Annotated in this window: 15 protein-coding genes; 10 read left to right on the top strand and 5 right to left on the bottom strand. The window is 50.9% G+C overall.

Features of this window, described 5'->3' with window-relative positions; genetic code table 11:
* The first annotated feature begins 149 nt into the window (after nucleotides 1-149).
* A complete protein-coding gene (gene aldA / locus LVQ77_RS02870) occupies nucleotides 150-1,589 on the top strand; it encodes an aldehyde dehydrogenase (protein ID WP_232903613.1) in 1,440 nt (479 codons plus the stop codon).
* A gap of 108 nt (nucleotides 1,590-1,697) precedes the next feature.
* Entirely contained in the window at nucleotides 1,698-2,759 is a 1,062-nt protein-coding gene (gene yncE, locus LVQ77_RS02865) for a 7-bladed beta-propeller protein YncE (protein WP_232903612.1), read from the top strand.
* Between the two features lie 66 nt (nucleotides 2,760-2,825).
* On the opposite strand, the gene paeX is transcribed toward yncE, so the two are convergent.
* Nucleotides 2,826-3,767 carry a pectin acetylesterase PaeX gene (gene paeX / locus LVQ77_RS02860; protein ID WP_232903611.1) on the bottom strand — a complete coding sequence of 314 codons (942 nt, stop codon included), beginning with the start codon at nucleotides 3,765-3,767 and terminating at the stop codon, nucleotides 2,826-2,828.
* A gap of 176 nt (nucleotides 3,768-3,943) precedes the next feature.
* The gene (nifJ, locus tag LVQ77_RS02855; RefSeq protein ID WP_232865864.1) at nucleotides 3,944-7,474 is read right to left on the bottom strand and encodes a pyruvate:ferredoxin (flavodoxin) oxidoreductase; all 3,531 of its coding nucleotides are present in this window, start codon (nucleotides 7,472-7,474) and stop codon (nucleotides 3,944-3,946) included.
* Between the two features lie 288 nt (nucleotides 7,475-7,762).
* On the opposite strand from nifJ, the gene LVQ77_RS02850 reads away from it, so the two are divergent.
* On the top strand, nucleotides 7,763-8,029 hold the full coding sequence (locus LVQ77_RS02850; RefSeq protein WP_151993434.1) for a putative hemolysin: 267 nt from the start codon (nucleotides 7,763-7,765) through the stop codon (nucleotides 8,027-8,029).
* Nucleotides 8,030-8,034: 5 nt separating this feature from the next.
* Here LVQ77_RS02850 and hslJ read toward each other — a convergent pair whose 3' ends face one another.
* Nucleotides 8,035-8,460, bottom strand: coding sequence for a heat shock protein HslJ (hslJ, locus tag LVQ77_RS02845; RefSeq protein ID WP_232865863.1), 426 nt, complete (start codon nucleotides 8,458-8,460; stop codon nucleotides 8,035-8,037).
* Nucleotides 8,461-8,581: 121 nt separating this feature from the next.
* Nucleotides 8,582-9,571, bottom strand: a complete 990-nt coding sequence (locus tag LVQ77_RS02840; protein ID WP_064518747.1) for a 2-hydroxyacid dehydrogenase — start codon at nucleotides 9,569-9,571, stop codon at nucleotides 8,582-8,584.
* 222 nt (nucleotides 9,572-9,793) lie between these two features.
* Here LVQ77_RS02840 and LVQ77_RS02835 point away from each other — a divergent pair, with 222 nt between their 5' ends.
* The 5 genes from LVQ77_RS02835 to LVQ77_RS02815 all read left to right on the top strand — a co-directional run bounded on the left by LVQ77_RS02835 (nucleotide 9,794) and on the right by LVQ77_RS02815 (nucleotide 16,899).
* Complete coding sequence (locus tag LVQ77_RS02835; RefSeq protein ID WP_232903610.1) at nucleotides 9,794-12,436, top strand: YdbH family protein; 2,643 nt, start codon at nucleotides 9,794-9,796, stop codon at nucleotides 12,434-12,436.
* A complete protein-coding gene (locus LVQ77_RS02830; protein WP_034455663.1) occupies nucleotides 12,433-12,633 on the top strand; it encodes a YnbE family lipoprotein in 201 nt (66 codons plus the stop codon). The genes LVQ77_RS02835 and LVQ77_RS02830 overlap by 4 nt, the downstream gene beginning before the upstream one ends.
* A 5-nt stretch (nucleotides 12,634-12,638) precedes the next feature.
* Nucleotides 12,639-12,962: a YdbL family probable chaperone protein gene (locus LVQ77_RS02825; protein ID WP_151993438.1), complete on the top strand. Its 324-nt coding sequence runs from the start codon at nucleotides 12,639-12,641 to the stop codon at nucleotides 12,960-12,962.
* A gap of 1,063 nt (nucleotides 12,963-14,025) precedes the next feature.
* A complete protein-coding gene (locus LVQ77_RS02820) occupies nucleotides 14,026-15,411 on the top strand; it encodes a diaminobutyrate--2-oxoglutarate transaminase (protein WP_232903609.1) in 1,386 nt (461 codons plus the stop codon).
* Between the two features lie 18 nt (nucleotides 15,412-15,429).
* On the top strand, nucleotides 15,430-16,899 hold the full coding sequence (locus LVQ77_RS02815; RefSeq protein ID WP_232903608.1) for a pyridoxal phosphate-dependent decarboxylase family protein: 1,470 nt from the start codon (nucleotides 15,430-15,432) through the stop codon (nucleotides 16,897-16,899).
* A 569-nt stretch (nucleotides 16,900-17,468) separates the two neighbouring features.
* On the opposite strand, the gene azoR is transcribed toward LVQ77_RS02815, so the two are convergent.
* Nucleotides 17,469-18,074, bottom strand: a complete 606-nt coding sequence (gene azoR, locus LVQ77_RS02810) for an FMN-dependent NADH-azoreductase (RefSeq protein ID WP_034455656.1) — start codon at nucleotides 18,072-18,074, stop codon at nucleotides 17,469-17,471.
* 206 nt (nucleotides 18,075-18,280) lie between these two features.
* Between azoR and hrpA the strand changes: the two genes are divergently transcribed.
* Both hrpA and LVQ77_RS02800 read left to right on the top strand, forming a co-directional pair.
* Nucleotides 18,281-22,180 carry an ATP-dependent RNA helicase HrpA gene (gene hrpA / locus LVQ77_RS02805; protein ID WP_232903607.1) on the top strand — a complete coding sequence of 1,300 codons (3,900 nt, stop codon included), beginning with the start codon at nucleotides 18,281-18,283 and terminating at the stop codon, nucleotides 22,178-22,180.
* A 63-nt stretch (nucleotides 22,181-22,243) separates the two neighbouring features.
* On the top strand, nucleotides 22,244-23,008 hold the full coding sequence (locus LVQ77_RS02800; protein WP_232903606.1) for an SDR family oxidoreductase: 765 nt from the start codon (nucleotides 22,244-22,246) through the stop codon (nucleotides 23,006-23,008).
* Nucleotides 23,009-23,052 lie beyond the last annotated feature (44 nt).

Raw genomic sequence — 23,052 nt, 5'->3', positions numbered from 1 at the left:
TAACCAAACGGCTTCTTTTCCGTTGTTTTTATTGAGATCCATCACAGTTCATCATCATTTATGCTGACTGGCTGTTTGTGACACCTAGAGTATTTACATTAATTTCACATAAGCGAAACATAAAAACAGCAAGCACAGAGGAACCGGTCATGACAGCACCTGTACAACACCCGATGTATATTGATGGTCAATTTGTAGAGTGGCAGGGCGATCAGTGGATTGATGTGATTAACCCTGCAACAGAAGAACTCATTTCCCGCATTCCTGACGGTGACGCAAAGCACGCCCGTGATGCGATTGACGCGGCGCATAAAGCACAGGCCGGTTGGGAAGCTTTGCCCGCCATTGAGCGCGCAGGCTGGCTGCGTAAAATTTCTGCCGGGATTCGTGAGCGTGCAAAAACCATCAGCGCACTGATTGTTGCCGAAGGCGGGAAAACCCAGCAACTGGCTGAAGTGGAAGTGGCCTTCACCGCAGATTATCTCGATTACATGGCGGAATGGGCGCGCCGTTACGAAGGTGAAATTCTGCAAAGTGACCGCCCGGGTGAAAACATTCTGGTGTTCAAACGTGCGCTTGGCGTGACCACCGGGATTTTGCCGTGGAACTTCCCGTTCTTCCTGATTGCCCGCAAACTCGCACCAGCGCTGATTACCGGCAACACCATTGTTATCAAACCCAGCGAATTTACGCCAAACAACGCCATCGCTTTTGCGGAGATTGTCCATGATATCGGGCTGCCAAAAGGGGTGTTTAACCTGGTGCTGGGGCGCGGTGAAACGGTAGGGCAAGAACTGGCGGGTAACCCGAAAGTCGCGATGGTCAGCATGACCGGGAGCGTTGGCGCGGGTGAAAAAATCATGGCGGCGGCGGCTAAAAACATCACCAAAGTGTGCCTTGAGCTGGGCGGCAAAGCGCCAGCCATTGTGATGGACGATGCTGACCTTAATATCGCGGTGAAATCGATTGTTGATTCACGCATGATCAACACCGGGCAGGTGTGCAACTGTGCGGAACGTGTGTACGTGCAAAAAGGCATTTACGACGAATTTATTACCCGTCTAAGCGAAGCGTTTAAACAGGTGAGTTTTGGGAATACTAGAGAGCGCAATGATGTGTCGATGGGGCCACTAATTAACGCCGCAGCGCTGGAACGCGTCGAGCAGAAAGTGGCGCGAGCTGTTAGCGAAGGCGCACGAGTGGTGCTGGGTGGTAAAGCGCCGGAAGGCAAAGGGTATTTCTACCCGCCAACGCTGCTGGTGGATGTGCGCCAGGATATGGCCATCATGCATGATGAAACATTCGGCCCGGTGCTGCCCGTCACCACCTTTGAAACGCTGGAGCAGGCGCTTGAAATGGCGAACGACAGTGACTACGGCCTGACGTCTTCGATTTACACGCGTGATTTAAATGTCGCGATGAAGGCCATTAAGGGCCTTAAGTTCGGCGAAACCTACATCAACCGTGAAAACTTTGAAGCAATGCAGGGCTTCCATGCCGGGTGGCGTAAATCGGGTATTGGTGGTGCCGATGGCCGCCACGGTTTGAATGAGTATCTGCAAACACAGGTGGTCTATTTGCAGGTGTAATGATTTACTTTCTCATTTATAAATGATAATAATTATCAATGGTATTTTTCACCCTTTGCTAACGTGCTGTTAGCAAAGGGTTTGTCCGTGCTATTGATAAGGATATTTATGTCTGCTTTACCACAAACCCGCCTGCGTGCATTGCCTGCTTTAATGCTCACCAGCCTGCTGTTTTCCAGTTCACTATTTGCCGATACCTCATTCACGGTCGAAAGAAAACCCGTTGGCAAAGGCGCGTATGAAATGGCCTATAGCGCGGACCAATCCGCACTGTATGTTGCCACTTCCCAAAGCCGCAAACTGGATAAAGGCGGTGTGGTTTACCGCCTTGACCCGGCAACGCTCGAAGTGACTCAGGCTATTCATAACAACCTGAAGCCGTTCGGCGTGGCGTTCAACAAAACCACTGGTACGTTGTTCCTTGGCAACACCACCAGCAGCGCGGTGACGGCCATCAACAGCAAAACAAGTGATGTGATTAAATCACTGGTGGTGGATGAGACTAAACGAACTGAAACTGTGCGCCCGCTAATGCCGCGCCAGTTAGTGGTTAACGAAGCCACCAACACGCTGTATATGGGTGGGTTGGGTGAGTCCAGCGTACTGTGGGTGATTGATGGCGATAAGCTCACGCTGCGCGATACCATTAAAGATCTGGGCAAAATGGCGACAGGGCTGGCTATTGATGAGAAATCATCGCGTATTTATATGACCAATGCCGACAACGAATTTATTGTTATCGACAGCAAAACCAACAAGGTTATCTCGCGCACAAAACTGGATACCGAAGGCGAGCATTTTTATCTGAATATTGCGCTGGATACCGCCAACAACCGTGCGTTTGTCAGCGATTCTAAGACACCGCAGCTACTGGTTGTGGATACCAAAACTAGCAAAGTGCTGAACAAAGTGGATGTGCCGCTGGGTCTGGATGTGTTGTTCAACCCGACGCGCAACGAAGTTTACGTGACGCATCGCAAAGCAGGCAAAGTCAGCGTGATTGATGCGAAAAGCTACAAAGTGCTGGAAACCATCGACACGCCTGCATTGCCAAATAGCCTGGCGTTGTCACCAGATGGGCAGCAGCTGTTTGTCAGCGTGAAGCAACCGGGTAGCCGTGAGAAAGAACCGACCAGCCCGGATGATGTTGTGCGTATTAGCTTTAAGTAATACCTTTCTTAACACGAGTTGCAGCGGTGTTGGCTATGTTCCCTTGTCGCCTGGCTGCAACTCGAATTATTCAGAAGCGGGCAACGCCTTAATCCAGTTCATCAATAATTCCGGCCAGCTGGCGGCAGGCAAACCGGCTGCACCGCGAATCCCAAACCCATGTTTACCTTCCTGGAAAAGATGCATTTCCACCGGAACGTGCTGGGCGCGTAAGGCCGAGAACATCACCAGGCTGTTATCAACTGGCACAGAAGGGTCATCCACCGCATGAACGATAAACGTTGGCGGCGTCTGGGCCGTCACATTTTGCTCCGGTGAATATTTCTTTATCTGCTCAGGCGTGGGTTTCTCACCAATCAAGGCTTTACGCGACCCGGGATGGGCGATGCTTTCCTGCATGGTGATCACCGGATACATCAGTGCCATAAAGTCAGGGCGCGCACTGAGTTTGTCTGTTTCATCCGTTACTGGGTAAACGGACTCGTTGTAACGCGTTCCCAGGCTTGCTGCGACATGGCCGCCCGCCGAAAACCCCAGTACCCCAATGCGGTGTGGATCGATTTTCCACTTTTCAGCATCGGCACGCAGGGTACGAATAGCTCGTTGAGCATCGACCAGTGGCGTGTCTGAACCTTCCGCATGTCCATCAGCCGGCATACGGTAAGTCATCACAAATAGGGTGTAGCCGTGGGCATTGAAAATGGGGGCCAGATCGCTGCCTTCTTTGTCCAGAACCACGCGTTGGTAGGAGCCGCCAGGCGTGACTAACAACGCCACACCGTTGGGTTTTTTAGGCAAATAAGCAGTGATGGTTGGGGTACGAATACCTGTTACCGCGCGGTCAGCCAGCCCGCCATCCTTGCGTCTGTCGACCGTTTCTTGTTTAACCAGACTGTTTTTTGCACCCGGTGCTTCACCCTGGGGCCAGACAGGAAATTCAGGTAGTGCCAGTGCGGCACCACTCATAGACAGCAATATTGACGTTGCGAGTAGAGAGCGACCTAACATAACCTTTCCTTTTTCGAATGATTAACTGAGATATAACATGCCGTTAATAAGAAAAAGGCGAGGTGGTGCTCATTTATGAATCAAGAGGCCGATTAAGTTGAAATGTTGTTTTGAAATGATGCTCGCGCTTATCTTCACTCCATTATTGAGAGGAAGATAAGCGCGAAACAGAGCGGTTACTCGCTGTCAGCCTTTTCCGCTTTTCCTGCCATCTGAGCCAGGAAGTCGTAGCGTTTTTGCAGATCTACAGCGGCATCTTTCCATAACTGTTCGGCAACTTCTGGCTGCTGTGCATTCAGGCGGCGGAAACGTTGCTCTTTCATCAACGTATCAGCCAATGCATCCGACGGTGGGCGAGAGTCGAGTGCCAGCGGCAGTTTGCCTTCATCGGCACGACGCGGGTCGAAGCGATATAGCGGCCAGAAGCCGGTCGCCGTCAACTGGCGCATCTGATCGTGACTGAGCGCCAGGTCATAACCGTGCTCTTCACATGGGCTGTAGGCGATAATTAGCGATGGGCCCGGATAGGCTTCCGCTTCCTGAATCGCTTTCACCGTCTGGTTAAGCTGCGCGCCGAGCGAAATCTGCGCCACATAAACATGCCCGTACATCATCATGCTGACGCCGAGATCTTTACGTGCTTTACGCTTGCCGTGTTCGCCGAACTTGGTCACCGCGCCCAGCGGCGTGGCTTTCGACGCCTGGCCGCCGGTGTTGGAATAACACTGGGTATCGAGCACCAGAATGTTGACGTTTTCGGTCAGGCTTAACACGTGATCGAGGCCGCCAAAACCGATGTCATACGCCCAGCCGTCGCCGCCGATTAGCCAGATTGATTTTTCGACCATCGCGTCGGCGTCGGTGATTAACTGGCGCGCGTCCGGATCGTCGATATTTGCCAGATGCTGGCGCAGGGCAGCAACCTGCTCGCGGCGCACTTCTGGAGTGGCCTCGGCGTGAAGCTGTTCGTTCAGTTCAGCAGGCAGTTTGTCGGCAAACTTACCGACCAGACGCATCACGCGGGCGCGATGTTGATCGACGGTCAGACGGAAACCTAAACCAAATTCGGCATTGTCTTCAAACAGTGAGTTCGCCCAGGCCGGACCGCGCCCATTGGCATCGGTGGTGTACGGTGTTGAAGGCAAGTTACCGCCATAAATTGACGAGCAACCTGTGGCGTTGGCAATTAACATGCGATCGCCGTAAAGCTGGGTCAGCAGTTTGATATACGGTGTTTCGCCACAACCAGAACAGGCGCCGGAGTATTCGAACAGCGGCGTCAGCAGCTGAGAAGTACGAATATCAATGCGTTCGAGGCTGGTGCGATCCATTTCAGGCAGCTTGAGGAAGAAATCGTAATTCTCTTTTTCTTCTTCAACGTGCTCAAGGCGCGACATCATATTGATGGCCTTGATTTCCGGGTTCTGTCGATCTTTCGCCGGGCAAACTTCGACACATAAATTACAGCCGGTGCAATCTTCCGGTGCCACTTGCAACACGTATTTTTGCCCACGCATGTCGCGTGATTTCACATCCAGAGATTGCAAGGCGGAAGGGGCGTTTTCCATCGCTTCTGGCTGCACCACTTTGGCGCGAATCGCCGAGTGCGGGCAGGCGGCAACGCAGTGGTTACACTGGGTACAAATGTCCGGCTTCCAGATAGGGATTTCTTCGGCGATGTTGCGTTTTTCCCACTGCGTGGTGCCCATCGGCCAGGTGCCGTCTGGTGGCAGTGCAGAAACTGGCAACGCGTCGCCAAGCCCAGCGAGCATCGCGGCGGTGACGGTTTTGACGAAATCCGGTGCCGCATCGGAAACAACTGGCGGGCGCATCGGGCTGCTTTCGTTCACTTCCTGCAAGGTCACTTCGGCGAGGGATTCACGCGCTAATGCCAGCGCCTGCCAGTTACGTTCGACCAGTTCCTGACCTTTGCTGCTGTAACTTTTAGCAATCGCACCTTGCAGTTCCGCCAGCGCGCTGTCGCCCGGCAGAATATTGGTGAGGTGGAAGAATGCCATCTGCATAACGGTGTTGATACGCGCACCCAACTGGCATTCACGGGCGATTTTCGCCGCGTTGACCACAAAGAAACGCGCTTTTTTCTGGTTCAGAACTGCCTGCACTTCTTGTGGCAGGCGGTGCCACACTTCGTCCGCGCTATAAGGCGTGTTGAGCAGGAAAATACCGCCCGGTTTCAGGCGCTCGGTCATCTGATACTTGTCGATAAACTGCAACTGGTGGCAGCCAACAAAGTCTGCTTTATCAATCAGGTAGGTCGAGTTAATCGGCTGCTCGCTGACGCGCAGGTGAGAGACAGTCAGGCCACCGGCTTTTTTCGAGTCATAGACGAAATAACCCTGGGTGAAGAACGGCGTCGAGTTACCGATGATTTTGATGTTGTTTTTGGTGGCTGACACGCTGCCGTCGCTGCCCAGGCCGTAAAACAGTGCTTCGAGTTTGGCGCGGTTCGGCAGAGTGTTTTCTGGCAATGGCAGGGATAAATTAGTGACGTCGTCGTAAATCCCGACCGTAAAGCGAGGGCGCGGTTTAGCTTCTTTCAGTTCGTTAAATACCGCCAGCACACAATCCGGACCAAACTCTTTTGAAGAGAGGCCGTAGCGCCCGCCAATCACGCGTGGCAACGTTTCACGTTCGCCACGGTTAAATGCTTCGGCAAGTGAAGTCATCACGTCGAGATACAACGGCTCTGCCAGCGCACCGGGTTCTTTGGTGCGGTCGAGCACGGCAATCTGGCGCGCGCTTTCTGGCAGCACTTCTAATAGATGGTCGGCGGAGAAAGGGCGGAACAGGCGAACTTTCAGCACGCCGACTTTCTCGCCGCGCGTCAGTAATTCGTCGACGACTTCTTCACATGTCCCGATGGCAGAGCCCATCAGGATAATCACGCGTTCGGCTTGCGGGTGGCCGTAGTATTCAAACGGGCGATACTGGCGGCCAGTGGTGGCGGCGAAGCTGTTCATCGCCTGCTCAACGTGCTCGTACACCGCATCGTACCAAAGGTTGCTGGCTTCCCGTGACTGGAAATAAGTATCCGGATTAGCGGAGGTACCACGAATCACCGGATGCTCAGGATTTAGCGCACGGGCGCGGTGCTCATCAATCTCTTTTTGCGGCAGCAGTTCCAGAATGGTGCTGTCGGCCATCGGGACAATTTTATTGATTTCATGTGATGTGCGGAAACCATCGAAGAAATGAATAAATGGCACGCGACTCTTTAGGGTAGCGATATGCGAAATCAGCGCGAAGTCTTGTGCTTCCTGAACGCTGCTGGCGCACAACATAGCGCAGCCGGTCTGGCGAATCGCCATCACGTCCGAGTGATCACCAAAAATAGAGAGCGCGTGGGTGGCAACAGTACGCGCCGCGACATGTAGCACAAACGGCGTCAGTTGACCTGCCAGTTTGTAGAGTGTCGGAATCATCAGCAGTAAACCCTGCGATGAAGTAAATGATGTGGAAAGCGCGCCGGTTTGCAGCGCGCCGTGAACGGCGGCGATGGCGCCCGCTTCAGACTGCATTTCTACGACGCGTGGCGTATCGCCCCACACGTTTTTGCGATCGTCCCCCGACCATGCATCAGCAAGCTCTGCCATGGTTGAACTGGGAGTAATCGGGTAGATGGCAATTACTTCACTGGCGCGAAATGCCACTGACGCGACTGCACCATTGCCGTCGATTGTGATCATGGAGACACCCTTACATTGCGCAATAAATACTGAAAAAGACCCGCATGCCTGCGCGAGTCGAAGAATAATCTTTTAATTCTAGCAAAGCTCACAGGAGGTGATTTTCGCTTTTGTGTCTTGTGTTGAACCTTGATTGAAGTCGTGAAAAGGGGTGGGTGGTTATGTTTTGCGCAATAAAGTGATCTCTATTGCAAAATCACACACATTTTATGGCTTTACGGCCTCGACGCAACGCAACGCCTGCGCTTATGATTCTTAGGTTTTGCAACGTTCAGGGGGAGAAGAGTAATGCGAGCTGCGTTTTTAGCGGGATTTGCCGTACTGTTATTGTCGGCATGTAGTAGTGAACCACCTCAACAAGCCACTGCAGCTCACGTACCGCCTGGTATGCGCGCAGCAATGTCAAATCAGGGGCAGGCGAGTTGTGCAATGATTGGTGGGACGTTGAGTGTTGCTCGTCAGCTTGATGGTTCAGCAATCGGTATGTGTGCGATGCCGAACGGCAAACGCTGTAGTGAAAATGCGCTTGCCGCCGGGACTTGTGGGGCGTACTAGCCTAATCAGTTGACCAGATCGGCCAGTTTATAAACTAAAGTATGCTGGCTGGTTTTGAGCGTCAGTTGTTGCGGAGCTAAGTCAACTTTTGCGCCCGTAGTCAGCATGTCGTTAATCATGTGATCCAGCCCGTTAAGCTGCGGTTCCGCGCACATCATCATGGTCATTCCCAGACCTTTCGCTTTCAGCGTATCGCCTTCAAGCGTCGCCTGGCCCATAAAGCGGTTACACATGCTGCCTGCAATGTGCATGTTCTCACCGAAACTCAGTTCCGGCGTACGATCAATGCCGGTTAACGGCTTGCCGTCAACACTTTGCAGAACATAGCGGTGGTGTTGCAGGTCTTGTGCGGTGACAGAGGATTTGTCGTTCGATTGGGCGCAACCGGCCAGTACCATTGCAGCCAGAGCAATTGAAGCTAATTTTTTCATCTTCTTTTCCCTAAGTTATTCAGTTCATCAATGAGTTGCTGGGGATTGTAGCAAATTTATGGATTCATCCACTGGGTATAATCTTAAAAATGGCGGATGACGTTGCGCCATCCGCCATTGATTAGCTCACCTGATTAACACAAGGCTCGCCGTTCTCTAACTGACGCAAATTTTCCAGCGTCGTTTCGGAAATGCTGGTTAACGCTTCCGCAGTCAGGAATGCCTGGTGGCCGGTAAACAGCACGTTATGGCAGGCCGACAGGCGGCGGAACACGTCATCCTGAATCACATCGTTAGATTTATCTTCAAAGAACAGATCGCGTTCGTTCTCGTAAACGTCCATTCCCAGTGCACCAATTTTTTGGTTCTTCAGCGCATCAATAGCGGCTTGGGAATCAATCAAAGCGCCACGACTGGTGTTGATAATCATCACGCCATCTTTCATCTGTGCAAATGCAGCCTGGTCAAGTAAATGATAGTTCTCAGGCGTCAGAGGGCAGTGCAGTGAAATAACATCTGACTGTGCGAACAGCGTTGGCAAATCGACATATTCCACACCCAGTTCAAGTGCGGCTGCACTTGGGTACGGATCGAACGCCAGCAAGCGCATCCCGAAGCCTTTCAAAATTCTCAGCGCAGCAATACCAATCTTACCGGTGCCAATCACACCGGCGGTTTTGCCGTACATGGTGAAGCCAGTCAGCCCTTCAAGAGAGAAGTTCGCATCGCGGGTACGCTGATAAGCGCGGTGAATACGACGGTTCAGGCACATCATCATGCCGAGTGCATGTTCTGCTACGGCTTCTGGTGAATAAGCTGGTACTCGTACCACCGGCAGGCCTAACTCTTTAGCAGCGTCGAGATCGACGTTGTTAAAGCCCGCGCAGCGCAATGCGATGAACTTCACACCATGCCTTTTGAGTTCTTCGAGAACAGGGCGGCTACCGTCGTCATTCACAAAGATACAAACACCATCGCAACCATGAGCAGTTTTGGCTGTTTTTTCGGTTAGCAGGAAGTCGAAAAATTCAAGATCAAAGCCATATTCATTGTTAACCTGCTCCAGATACTTTTTGTCGTACTGTTTTGTGCTATACACTGCCAGTTTCATGAGACTTATCTCCAGAATAATATTGATGTAAAATTATCACGCTTAAAATATTCTTACAAATATTAAAATTTATTTTCAAGCATGAAATTCTACTGCTAACGCAAGGTTGGCTACGCTTATACCAGGCACGACCTTCACGCCCGGTCCAAATAATGCAAGAATGATCGCATATGTTGTTTAAATGGGCACATAATTGTCGCAGAATCAGGATATTAACCACCCATGAAGGGTAAATATAAAGCCATTATTGCGTTGGTATTGATACTCATTCTACTACCGTTAACGCTTCTGATGACTATAGCCCATTGGCTGCCAACGCTTGCCGGTATCTGGCTGCCGCAAGGGACACGCATTGCTATGGAAGCCAGCCCACGATTTACGCGTGGTGCGATAATCGTTCCTGATTTGCGTTATCTTGCCGGGGATTGCGAGCTGGCGACGATAAAAGATGCCACTCTTAGCCACCCCAAACGCTGGCGCATTCATCTTGATACGCTCAATCTTAACGTTGATTGCCTGAGTAAAATTCCTCTCGACGAATCTGGCCCTGCCGCACCGCGTACTTTGGCCGAGTGGCAATCACTGCTGCCTGAAAGCCTGCTTACTATAGATAGGGTCAATGTAACCCCCTTTCAACAGTTCTCCGGCGGTTTACGTTTAACGTTAACACCGCAGCAGCAAACGGTTCACTACCAAGGCCCATCGCTCAGCGTTGATGCGCAGCTAAACGGTCAAATGCTCAATCTGCAAAAGTTAAAGATTCAGGCTTTTGCTGGTATGGACCCGCTGGAACTTGTCGGCACCATTACCTTACCTCCGCTTACCGATAAACTGCCTGAACAGGGTCATCTCGCAACTAAATTACGCATTCCACAAGAGCCTGAACTGGTCGATGTCGTTCTGAACTGGAACGATGATCAGGGTTCATTTTCACTGAAGAAGCCTGCTGCGGCTGAGGCATTGTTGACGCTGCCATGGACCATCAGTGAGAACATTTTTGAAGTCAATGGTGGGCAGTGGTTCTGGCCCTATGCCGGGTTCCCGCTGCGAGGTGGCATTGCTTTACGGGTTGATGACTGGAAGCAGGGGCTGGAAAAGGCCTTAATCAGCGGGCGTATGAACGTCGTCACGCAGGGGAGTGCCGGGAAAGCCAACGCGGTGTTAAATATTGGCCCCGGGAAGCTCAGCATGATCAACAGCTCCTTACCGGTGCAATTAACCGGTGAAGCAAAACAAGATGGCATGGTGTTTTACGCAGTGCTGCCGGGTGAAATTAGCGGGGCGATTGCCGATCCAAAATTGTTGTTCCGTCCAGGCGCTCTACTGCGATCACGTGGGCGAGTCATCGATTCCATCGATGTCGATGAAATTCGTTGGCCACTGGCCGGAGTCAGTGTCACGCAGCGCGGTGTCGATGGGCGGTTGCAGGCAATTGTTCGCGCACACGAAAACCAGATGGGTAATTTCGAGCTGCATCTGGATGGTAAAGCGGATGACTTTTTGCCAGATGCTGGGCTATGGCGGTGGAAGTATTGGGGCAAGGGTGAGTTTACCCCGATGCAGGCTAAGTGGGATGTGCGTGGGCAAGGAGTGTGGCGCGATAGCGTGATTGAACTTAGCTCGCTTTCTACCGGCTTTGACAAGCTTGAGTATGGCTCAATGCTGGTCACTGAACCACGCTTGAACCTGGAGAGGCCTCTTCACTGGCAGCGTGCACAAACAGCTCCAACTTTTGATGGCGCGTTTATCCTCAATGCGGGAGAAACGACTTTCAGCGGTGGCAGTACGTTACCGCCGTCAACATTAACCTTTAGCGTGACGGGCGAAGATCCTTCTTCATTCCAGTATAAAGGTGACCTCCACGCAGGGAGTATTGGCCCGGTACGTGTGAATGGCCGCTGGGATGGTGTGCGCCTGCGCGGTAATGCGTGGTGGCCACAGCAAGGTTTAACTGTGTTCCAGTCGCTTATCCCCGCTGACTGGAAAATGACTTTAAAAGATGGCTCGCTCTATTCACAGGTTGCTTTTTCCGCAGCCGCAGGGCAAGGGTTTGAGGCCGGCGGCCATGGCGTGGTGAAAAATGGCAGCGTCTGGTTGCCGGATAACCAAATCAATGGTGTTGATTTTGTGCTGCCATTCCGTTTTAGCCACAGCACCTGGCGATTAGGGACTGATGGTCCGGTCACATTGCGGATAGCCGAAGTTAAAAATCAGATTGCCGCGACCAATGTCACGGCCGATCTCGAAGGCTGGTATCCATGGAGTGAAAAGCAGCCGTTGATGCTCAGTAACGTTAATGTGGATCTTCTGGGTGGAAAATTACGAATGCAGCAGTTGCGCATGCCGCAACGCGATGCAGCCTTGCTACGCTTAGAAAATATCTCGTCGAGCGAATTGATTACTGCGGTCAATCCCAAGCAGTTCACTATGTCCGGGCGTGTGAATGGTGCCTTGCCGCTGTGGCTTAACCATCCACAATGGATCATTAAAGGTGGCTGGCTGACAAACCCTGGCCCACTGACATTGCGGCTGGATAAAGATATGGCTGATGCCATTGTTGAGAACAATATTGCTGCAGGTGTTGCGGTTAACTGGCTGCGTTATATGGAGATTTCTCATTCCTGGACAGATATCAATTTAGATAACCTTGGCGTGCTAACTTTGCGGGCGAATGTGCAGGGCACAAGCCAGGTTGAAGGGAAAAGGAATGAAGTGCGGCTGAACTACAGCCATCAGGAAAACCTCTTTACGCTTTGGCGCAGCCTGCGTTTTGGGGACAATTTGCAAACCTGGCTTGAGCAACATACCGAACTGCCGGATGTGCGCTGCCAGGCTCGCGATAAAGCTTGTGAGGAAACACAATGAAAATCGTCATCGCTATGCTCCTGGTGACAGGGATTGCCGGGTTAACGGGATGCACGCCGCGTATTGAAGTCGCGGCGCCAAAAGAACCTATCACCATTAATATGAACGTGAAAATCGAGCATGAGATTCATATTAAAGTCGATAAAGACGTTGAAACGTTGCTTAAAAACCGCAGCGATTTGTTTGGTCAGGAGTGAAGCTCATGAACAAAATCGTTAAGAGTGTTTTACTGGCAAGCATATTACTTAGCCAACAGGCATTGGCGTTAACTCTGTCTGAAGCACGCCAGCAAGGGCGTGTGGGGGAGACACTAAGCGGTTATGTTGCGCCAATCAAACAAGATAAAGAGACGCTGGCGTTGGTGAAAAGCATTAACGAAGCGCGTGCGGAAAATTATCAGAAACTGGCAGACAGCAACAATATCTCAGCAAACCAGGTCGCAGAATTGGCCGGGCAGAAGCTGGTGGCTCGCGCACAACCGGGCGAATTCGTACGCGGCATTAACGGCCAATGGATGAAAAAATAACTCGTGACACAAGGCGCTGGGCTACACTGAAGTTGCTTTGATGACACGGATTGTACACGCATGTATTAGCGATACCGTTGTTCTGAAGTCCGCTCATTTACCTGTATGCGTGAAATAGTATAGGGACAAAAAGCCACTCTTTTCTTCCGTACTATGGATACAGATATGAGTACTGGATGAGGAACAACTAATGAAAAAGATTATTTTGACCGTGGTGCTATCTCTGGTTACCACAGCGGCGTTCGCGCAATTAACGATGAACTCTGGAGCAAGTAATACGGGCTCAGGCAGTTCATCGAGCAGCAGTCAACAAACGGGAACCGTCGACTTAATAGGCAGTGATACAGTTGCCGGCCTTGGGACTAGCGATACCGTAGCTGGTCTTAGTGGGAGCGATTCGCAGACTATCAACCCTACATCCTCATCCTCGCCAATGCCGGCTTTTGGGCACACGGGCAACCTCAGGCAACCTGGTTCAATCCGTCATTAAGGAATAAGTGGATCAGTTGTTGTATAGCATCAAACGGTTACCAATCAGAGGTCTTAATGCTGGTCTCGTTTAGGTGCTATAAACATATATTTATATAGCATCCGAAATAAAAAGCTTATTTTCTCAGCAGCTTAATTTAAAACCAGTGATTGGTTTTTATTCTATTTAAAATATTCACCTTATATTTTTTAAGTACATTCTCGATTAAGAAAACAGCCTCCTCATGAACGGTCGTATCTGTTAGGTAGGATTTACGTGACAGTACCTCGTTGCATCTCATACTGAGATTGGGCGTATCGAATTATTTAGCTGTAAAAATGCAAATAAGTGAAGTTAATGACTACGCAAAGGCAAATGCACAGCACAAGAAGCTGGTGCGTAGATAATGCACTGATTTTCATAAAATAAGTACAAGATAAAAACATTAGGACAACATACAGACATTCACAAAATAAAATATTGAGTAGGGAGTAAAAAGAACCTATATTGACGGCGTTTTTTACATGGTGCTCAGTTTTTCTACATTCATTAATTCAACTGCCAAATTAACGAACCGGCAGCTGTGGGAGAGATATGATGACGGATAAAGTCCGTATTGATAGTTTAGGTGCTAATTCATTCAATGGTAACAATGAAACCTATTTGGCGCGTCAAGCTGAATTTGAATCGAATGTCAGAAGTTATCCACGTAAATTGCCTTTAGCAATTGCGCAGGCCAACGGTGTTTGGATCACTGATGTTGAGAATAATCAATATCTTGATTGCCTGGCCGGTGCGGGTACGCTTGCTCTTGGGCATAACCATCCTGACGTGCTGCAAAGCATCCAAAATGTCATTACCAGCGGCTTGCCGTTACATACACTGGATCTTACAACACCGTTGAAAGATCAGTTCTCGGAATATCTTCTCTCTTTATTGCCAGGTCAGGGTAAAGAATATTGCCTGCAATTCACCGGTCCATCCGGTGCGGATGCAGTTGAAGCTGCGCTGAAACTGGCTAAGAAAGTTACCGGTCGTTCAGGCATCATCAGCTTCTCTGGTGGCTATCACGGCATGACTCATGGCGCACTTTCCGTAACAGGTAACCTGTCACCGAAAGAAGCGGTTGATGGCATGATGCCTGAAGTTCAGTTTATGCCTTATCCGCACCTGTACCGCTGCCCGCTGGGTATTGGCGGTGAAGCTGGCGTGAAAGCATTAACTTACTACTTCGAAAACCTGATCAACGACGTTGAGAGTGGCGTGCGCAAACCTGCGGCCGTCATTCTGGAAGCGGTTCAGGGTGAAGGCGGCGTGAACCCAGCTCCTGTTGAGTGGCTGCAGCGCATTCGCAAAGTCACCAAAGAACACGGCATTCTGCTGATCATCGATGAAGTTCAGGCTGGCTTCTGCCGTACCGGTAAATTGTTCGCCTTCGAACATGCTGGTATCGAGCCGGACATCATTGTTATGTCTAAAGCGGTTGGTGGTGGTTTGCCACTGGCTGTTCTGGGCATTAAGAAAGAGTTTGATGCATGGTCACCAGGCCACCACACCGGTACTTTCCGTGGTAACCAACTGGCGATGGCAACCGGTCTGACAACTCTGAAGCATCTGACCGAAAACAAGATTGCTGACAAAGTTGCAGCACAGGGCGAGTGGCTGAAAAGCAAACTGGCTGAGCTGCAAAAACGTTACCCGGTCATTGGCCAGGTTCGTGGTCTTGGCTTAATGATCGGTATCGAAATCGTTAAACCAAACGAAGCCAAAGATCATATGGGTTGCTACCCAGCTGATGCTGAGTTGTCCGCATTGCTGCAGAAGAACTGCTTCAAAGCAGGGCTGATTCTGGAGCGTGGTGGCCGTAATGGCGTCGTGTTGCGTCTGCTACCATCTTTGCTTATCACTAATGATGAGCTGGCTATTTTCCTCGATAAGTTTGAGCAGGCGCTGTTAGCGGCTGGCATCAAGCCTGTTTGAGTGGAGTTAATGACCTCGATGTCTGAATTAAATCCTATCCTGGCAGGCTCAGCGCAAAGCACTGAAGCCTACCAGCAGGCCATTGCACAGACCAGCGCGGCTGTTGTGCAGTGGTTGCAGCAACCTGAGATGTATCAGGGTAAATCTGTTGCTGAACTGCGTGAACGCATTCAACTGGATTTTAATCCTCAGGGCCTGGGCAACCAGGTCGCTATTGAGCGTGCGATCGAATACTTCTTAAAAGACAGCCTGTCGGTGCATCACCCGCAGTGTGTCGCGCACTTGCATTGCCCAAGTCTGGTTATCAGCCAGGCTGCAGAAGTATTGATCAACGCCACAAACCAGAGCATGGACTCATGGGATCAAAGCCCGTCTGCGACCATCATTGAGATGAAGCTGATTGAATGGCTGCGTGCTCAAGTGGGTTATCAGGCAGGCGATGCTGGCGTGTTCACCAGTGGTGGCACCCAGAGCAACCTGATGGGCCTGATGTTGGCTCGTGACGCGTTCTTTGCGCGCCAGGGCCACTCCATCCAGCAAGATGGCCTGGTAGGCAACCTGAAAAAGATTAAAGTCCTGTGTTCTGAAAACGCACACTTCTCAGTGCAGAAGAACATGGCTTTAATGGGCCTCGGTTACCAGTCAGTGACGTTGGTGAAAACCGATGAATTCGCGCGTATGGATATTAACGATCTGCGCGAGAAACTGGCACAGGCTAAGGCAAACGACGAACAGATCCTGGCGATTGTTGCAACAGCGGGTACTACCGATGCTGGCGCAATTGATCCGCTGCGTGAAATCGCCACCCTGGCAGCAGAGCACCAGATTTGGGTGCATGTTGATGCAGCGTGGGGCGGTGCGTTGTTGATGTCCGAGAAATATCGCGACTATCTGGACGGTATTGAGTTAGTGGACTCCATCACCCTGGACTTCCACAAACAATACTTCCAGACCATCAGCTGTGGTGCTTTCTTGCTGAAAGAAGCGCGCCACTACGAGTTGATGCGCTATCAGGCGGCTTATCTGAACTCTGAGTTCGATGAAGCCGCTGGCGTGCCAAACCTGGTGTCTAAATCTTTGCAGACGACTCGCCGTTTCGACGCACTGAAACTGTGGATGGGTCTGGAAGCATTAGGTCAGAAGCAATACGCCGCGATCATCGATCATGGTGTGACACTTGCACAAGAAGTTGCGCAGTACGTTACTGAAGAGCCGTCTCTTGAATTGGTGATGAAACCACAACTGGCGAGCGTTCTGTTCCGTTTCCGTCCTGAGCAAATGGCCTCTACTAGCGACGCAGAAATTGCACTGCTGAACCAGAAAATTGGTGATGCATTGCTGGACTCTGGCCGCGCAAACGTAGGTGTGACTGAGCATAACGGCGTCACTTGCCTGAAGCTGACTCTGCTCAATCCGACCGTTACGCTTGAGGATATTAAAGTCCTGCTGGCGTTGGTTGAGAAAACAGCCCAGCAATTAATTGGCTAATTAAGTTCCCCAGGAGAGGCGGTTATAAACCGCCTCTCTTATTTCCCATTTCTTATTTATTCCCCATTAATATTTATCTCAATATAATCCGTTCCGTGAATGCATTTCTTGTAATGCATAGGTATAAAGTATTTATTGATGTGTTAATTAAATGCAATTCATTGATTTAATGTGCTTATTTTTGTTTATCAATATCAAATAACACTAATTGCAAAACAATTTTCACACAGTTAACATTGCTTAAATTACCTCCCTCGCATAATGAACGTATACAGCGCCCACTCACTAGCTGTGCCTGCGTTTCACGGATGATAACATTTTGATTATCCTGACAACTTTAACTATTTATATTCTAAATCTCTGTTATCCAGAATATGACTGGCATGGACTGCGAAAACGCATATTCCTTTGGTGGGTAATGAATACTTTGTTCGCTTTTGCATTACTTTATACTGAATGGTTTGGGCTTTCTTTTTTAGTCTCGTCGTTCTTATTGATCTTTATTTTGTTGTAGAAATAAAAAACGGCAAACATAAAGTTTGCCGTTTTCAAAAATTACCATCTAAAAATTACGCAGTAACGATGCTATCAATTGCCGCTTTCGCGTCAGTTTGCGCTTTAGTCGCTACTTCAGGGCCGTACGCAATACCTTCAGCGAACACATAGTTCACATCGGTAATACCGATAAAGCCTAAGAAAATGTTCAGATACGGAACCAGCAGATCGGTAGGAGTATCTTTATGAATACCGCCACGGCTGGTCAGAACCACAGCACGTTTGCCGGTTACCAAACCTTCTGGGCCTTTTTCGGTGTAACGGAAAGTCACGCCAGCACGGGCTACCAGGTCGAAATAGTTCTTCAACTGTGTTGGAATGTTGAAGTTGTACATTGGTGCGTTGATAACAATTACGTCGTGAGCTTTCAGCTCGGCGATCAGTTCATCAGACAGCGCCAGAGCTTCTTGCTGACGTGGTGACAGTGGCGCATCGCTTGGACGCAGTGCGCCAACCAGCTCGCCATCCAATACTGGGATTGGGTTCGCAGCCAGATCACGCACGGTAATCTCATCTGCGCTATGCTCTTCACGCCATTGTTCAACAAAATAGTCGGACAGCTGATTTGACTGAGAGTAACCTGCCAGGATGCTGGACTTCAGGACTAATACTTTGCTCATGGGTGATTCCTTTGTTGTGTTCATTCGGGACTGATTGCCCGTTGCTGTGGTGTAGATTATTCACAATCCGCTTGCAGTGATAGCGCAATATATCGAACTCAATGTTCGATTTTATTGAACAAGGCGTCAAAAGGTGTGATGTGCTAATCTAGCGCTAATTGACGATACAGACTTACCAGGCAGTGCGCTGCCCAGATGATTACGTAATGGAAAACATAAAACCCTCACTGTCCTCATTATTCTCTCGCCTTGATGGCTTAATGCTACGCGACAGACAACGCTTCTCGCGCCGTTTACATGGCGCGAAGAAGGTGAAAAATCCTGAATCGCAGCAGGCTGTGCTTGATTCACTTGCGCAAGAGATTGACTCCGCCGCCGGTAAGGTCCTGCTGCGTGAAGCCTCGCGCCCAAAAATCACTTACCCAGAAAATCTGCCTGTAAGTCAGAAAAAGCAGGACATTTTCGATGCCATTCGTGACCATCAGGTGGTTATCGTGGCGGGGGAAACTGGCTCAGGTAAAACCACGCAGCTTCCAAAAATCTGTATGGATCTGGGGCGCGGCGTAAAAGGCTTGATTGGCCATACGCAGCCTCGTCGACTGGCGGCGCGAACCGTTGCCAATCGTATTGCGGAAGAGCTGCAAACGGAGCCGGGCGGTTGCGTCGGTTATAAAGTGCGTTTCACCGATCATGTCAGTGAAAACACCATGGTTAAACTGATGACCGACGGCATCCTGCTGGCGGAAATTCAGCAAGACCGCCTGTTGATGCAGTACGACACCATCATCATCGATGAAGCGCACGAACGTAGTCTGAACATCGATTTCCTGCTGGGCTATTTGCGTGAGTTATTGCCGCGTCGCCCGGACCTAAAAATCATCATCACTTCTGCGACCATCGATCCGCAACGCTTCTCGCGCCATTTCAATAATGCGCCGATTATCGAAGTTTCGGGCCGTACTTACCCGGTGGAAGTGCGTTATCGCCCGATAGTTGAAGATGCCGACGATACCGACCGTGACCAACTGCAGGCTATTTTTGATGCGGTAGATGAACTCGGCCACGAAAGTGCCGGAGACATTCTGATCTTCATGAGCGGCGAGCGTGAAATTCGCGACACCGCTGATGCGCTCAACAAGCTGAATCTGCCGCACACCGAAGTGCTGCCGCTGTATGCGCGCTTATCGAATAGCGAGCAAAACCGCGTCTTCCAGTCGCATGTTGGGCGTCGAATTGTGTTGGCAACCAACGTCGCGGAAACCTCGCTTACCGTTCCGGGCATTAAATACGTTATCGACCCGGGTACGGCGCGTATCAGCCGATATAGCTACCGTACCAAAGTCCAGCGTTTGCCTATTGAGCCGGTTTCGCAAGCTTCGGCAAACCAGCGTAAAGGTCGTTGTGGCCGTGTCTCTGACGGGATCTGTATTCGTCTTTATTCCGAGGACGATTTCCTGTCGCGCCCGGAATTTACCGATCCGGAAATTCTGCGTACCAACCTGGCATCCGTTATCTTGCAGATGACTTCGCTTGGCCTTGGCGATATTGCCGCGTTCCCGTTCGTCGAAGCGCCGGATAAACGCAACATTCAGGACGGCGTGCGCCTGCTTGAAGAGCTTGGTGCTATCACCAGCGATGCCGATCTCAGCGTTTATAAACTGACAACATCAGGCCGCCAGCTGGCGCAATTGCCAGTCGACCCGCGCCTTGCGCGAATGGTTCTGGAAGCGCAGAAATTTGGCTGCGTGCGCGAAGTGATGATTATCACCGCCGGTTTGTCGATTCAGGACCCGCGCGAGCGCCCGATGGACAAACAGCAGGCGTCGGATGAAAAACATCGTCGCTTCCAGGACAAAGAATCTGATTTCCTTAGCTTTGTGAATCTGTGGAACTACCTCGGCGAGCAGCAAAAAGAGTTGTCATCGAACCAGTTCCGCCGCCAGTGCAAGCTCGATTACCTGAACTACCTGCGTGTGCGCGAATGGCAGGATATCTACACCCAATTGCGCCAGGTAGTGAAAGAACTCGGCTTGCCAATTAACAGCGAACCTGCGGATTTCCGCTCGGTTCACTGCGCATTATTGACCGGTTTGCTTTCCCATATCGGCCAGAAAGATGCCGATAAACAGGAATACACCGGCGCGCGTAATGCTCGCTTCTCTATCTTCCCTGGCTCCGGTTTATTTAAGAAACCGCCAAAATGGACGATGGTTGCTGAACTGGTGGAAACCAGCCGCCTGTGGGGGCGCATTGCCGCTCGTATCGACCCGGAATGGGTTGAGCCGCTGGCGCAACACTTATTAAAACGCTCATACAGCGAACCGCACTGGGAGAAATCGCAGGGTGCGGTGATGGCGACAGAAAAAGTCACGCTGTACGGCTTGCCGATTGTTGCTGCCCGCAACGTGAATTACAGCCAGGTTGACCCGGCACTTTGCCGTGAGCTGTTTATTCGCCACGCGTTGGTGGAAGGTGACTGGCAGACGCGCCATGCGTTCTTCCGCGACAACCTCAGGCTGCGTAATGAAATTGAAGAACTTGAACACAAATCCCGTCGTCGCGACATTCTGGTGGATGACGACACGCTGTTTGAGTTTTACGACCAGCGCATTGCTCACGATGTGATTTCTGCGCGCCACTTTGATAACTGGTGGAAACAGGTCAGCAAAGAGACCCCGGACCTGCTCAATTTCGAAAAGAGCATGTTGATTAAAGAGGGTGCAGAACAGGTCAGCAAACTCGACTACCCGAACTTCTGGCATCAGGGCAATCTCAAGCTGCGCCTGACTTACCAGTTTGAACCGGGTGCTGATGCCGATGGTGTGACGGTGCATATTCCGCTGCCGCTATTAAACCAGGTCGAAGAGGCCGGGTTTGAGTGGCAAATTCCGGGCGTGCGCCGTGAACTGGTTATTGCGCTGATTAAGTCATTGCCTAAGCCAGTACGCCGTAACTTTGTGCCTGCGCCAAACTACGCCGAAGCGTTTTTAGGCCGAGCGACGCCGCTGGAACTGCCGCTGCTGGAAAGTTTAGAGCGTGAGTTCCGCCGCATGTCGGGCATTACTATCGACCGCGAAGAATGGCATTGGGATCAGGTGCCCGATCACCTGAAAATGACTTTCCGTATCGTCGATGAAAATAATAAGAAACTCAAAGAGGGTAAAGACCTCACCGAGTTGAAAGGTGGGCTGAAAGAGAAAGTCCAGCAAACGCTCTCGGCGGTTGCCGATGACGGTATTGAACAAAGTGGCCTGCATATCTGGAGCTTTGGTAAGCTTCCGGAAAGCTACGAGCAGAAACGCGGCAATTACCGCATGAAGGCGTTCCCGGCGCTGGTGGATGAAAAAGAGAGCGTGGCAATCAAGCTATTTGATAACCCGCTTGAACAGCAACAGGCAATGTGGCGTGGTTTGCGCCGTTTGCTGCTACTTAACATCCCATCGCCGATTAAATACCTGCATGAAAAGCTGCCGAACAAAGCCAAACTCGGCCTGTACTTTAACCCGTACGGCAAGGTGCTGGATTTGATTGATGACTGCATTTCTTGTGGCGTCGATAAACTTATCGCGCAGGCAGGCGGCCCGGTCTGGAGCGAAGAGGGCTTTGCCGCGCTGCATGAGAAGGTACGCGCCGAGCTCAATGACACGGTGGTAGAGATTGCGAAGCAGGTCGAACAAATCCTCACTGCCGTTTTCAACATTAACAAACGGCTGAAAGGGCGCGTGGATATGACCATGGCGCTGGGTTTGTCGGATGTAAAAGCCCAAATGAGCGGGCTGGTTTATCGCGGTTTTGTCACCGGAAACGGCTACAAACGTTTGGGCGATACGCTGCGTTACCTGAATGCCATTGAGAAACGCCTCGAGAAAATGGCCGTCGATCCGCATCGTGACCGCGTGCAAATGCTGAAAGTGGAACACGTGCAGCAAACCTGGCAGCAGTGGCTGAACAAACTGCCGCCAGCACGCCGGGTTGACGAAGACGTGCAGGAGATCCGCTGGATGATCGAAGAGCTGCGTGTGAGCTTCTTTGCGCAGCAATTGGGTACGCCTTATCCGATTTCTGATAAGCGTATTTTACAGGCGATGGAACAGATTACGGCGTAAGCCCGACTCCACTTCTATACTCCATGAGCGGTCAAATTCTGACCGCTCCACTGGGGTCCTCTCATGAAACGATTAGCCGATAAAGTTGCCATTGTTACCGGAGCCAGTTCTGGCATCGGATATGTCACCGCCAAACTGTTCGCCGCTGAAGGCGCAAAAGTGGTCGTTGGTGCCAGACGTGAAGCCGAACTTGCTCAACTGGTTGATGAAATCATAGCTGCGGGAGGCGAGGCCGTCGCCGTAACGGGCGATGTACGCGAAGAAGCCTACGCTAAAGCGCTGGTGGAAAAAGCGGTGCAAACATGGGGGCGTCTCGATATCGCTTTCAACAATGCGGGGACGTTAGGTGAAAATGGCCCGAGTACTGAAGTCTCAGCGGAAGGGTTTGCCAATGCGGTTGCCATCAACCTAACTGGATCTTTCCTCGGAGCTAAACACCAGATTGCCGAAATGCTCAAACACGGCGGTGGCTCAGTGATCTTTACGTCTACGTTCGTCGGCTATTCCTTCGCATTCCCACAAGTCGCCTCATATGCCGCCAGCAAAGCCGGGTTAATTGGGCTGACGCAGGCGTTAGCAACGGAATTTGGCCCGCAGAATATTCGCGTGAATTCAGTTTTACCGGGCGCGGTGGATACCGATATGTATCGCGATATGAATAATACGGCGGAATCGCAGGCATTCATTACCGGGTTGCACGCGCTCAAACGGGTAGGTAAACCGGAAGAAATCGCGCGAGCGGTACTTTGGCTCGCGTCTGATGAATCGTCATTTGTGACGGGCACCGCTTCACTGGTGGATGGCGGCGCATCAATCAACGGAGTTTAGTCTTTATTGTGTAGGGTGGTTCGGCTGAAGGCGTCATTCGCCGT

The sequence above is a fragment of the Buttiauxella cochleicola genome (genome assembly GCF_021282435.1).
GTDB classification, from domain to species: Bacteria; Pseudomonadota; Gammaproteobacteria; order Enterobacterales; family Enterobacteriaceae; genus Buttiauxella; species Buttiauxella massiliensis.
The sequence above is the reverse complement of the archived record's forward strand: the minus strand, read 5'-3'. Positions and strand labels throughout refer to the sequence as shown.

Excerpts from the sequence above, each read along its gene's own strand:
- LVQ77_RS02820 (WP_232903609.1), top strand. The coding sequence starts at position 14,026 with ATGATGACGGATAAAGTCCGTATTGATAGTTTAGGTGCTAATTCATTC.
- azoR (WP_034455656.1), bottom strand. The coding sequence starts at position 18,074 with ATGAGCAAAGTATTAGTCCTGAAGTCCAGCATCCTGGCAGGTTACTCT.
- LVQ77_RS02850 (WP_151993434.1), top strand. The coding sequence starts at position 7,763 with ATGCGAGCTGCGTTTTTAGCGGGATTTGCCGTACTGTTATTGTCGGCA.
- nifJ (WP_232865864.1), bottom strand. The coding sequence starts at position 7,474 with ATGATCACAATCGACGGCAATGGTGCAGTCGCGTCAGTGGCATTTCGC.
- LVQ77_RS02835 (WP_232903610.1), top strand. The coding sequence starts at position 9,794 with ATGAAGGGTAAATATAAAGCCATTATTGCGTTGGTATTGATACTCATT.
- LVQ77_RS02815 (WP_232903608.1), top strand. The coding sequence starts at position 15,430 with ATGTCTGAATTAAATCCTATCCTGGCAGGCTCAGCGCAAAGCACTGAA.
- LVQ77_RS02800 (WP_232903606.1), top strand. The coding sequence starts at position 22,244 with ATGAAACGATTAGCCGATAAAGTTGCCATTGTTACCGGAGCCAGTTCT.
- aldA (WP_232903613.1), top strand. The coding sequence starts at position 150 with ATGACAGCACCTGTACAACACCCGATGTATATTGATGGTCAATTTGTA.
- paeX (WP_232903611.1), bottom strand. The coding sequence starts at position 3,767 with ATGTTAGGTCGCTCTCTACTCGCAACGTCAATATTGCTGTCTATGAGT.
- hslJ (WP_232865863.1), bottom strand. The coding sequence starts at position 8,460 with ATGAAAAAATTAGCTTCAATTGCTCTGGCTGCAATGGTACTGGCCGGT.
- LVQ77_RS02840 (WP_064518747.1), bottom strand. The coding sequence starts at position 9,571 with ATGAAACTGGCAGTGTATAGCACAAAACAGTACGACAAAAAGTATCTG.
- hrpA (WP_232903607.1), top strand. The coding sequence starts at position 18,281 with ATGGAAAACATAAAACCCTCACTGTCCTCATTATTCTCTCGCCTTGAT.
- yncE (WP_232903612.1), top strand. The coding sequence starts at position 1,698 with ATGTCTGCTTTACCACAAACCCGCCTGCGTGCATTGCCTGCTTTAATG.
- LVQ77_RS02830 (WP_034455663.1), top strand. The coding sequence starts at position 12,433 with ATGAAAATCGTCATCGCTATGCTCCTGGTGACAGGGATTGCCGGGTTA.
- LVQ77_RS02825 (WP_151993438.1), top strand. The coding sequence starts at position 12,639 with ATGAACAAAATCGTTAAGAGTGTTTTACTGGCAAGCATATTACTTAGC.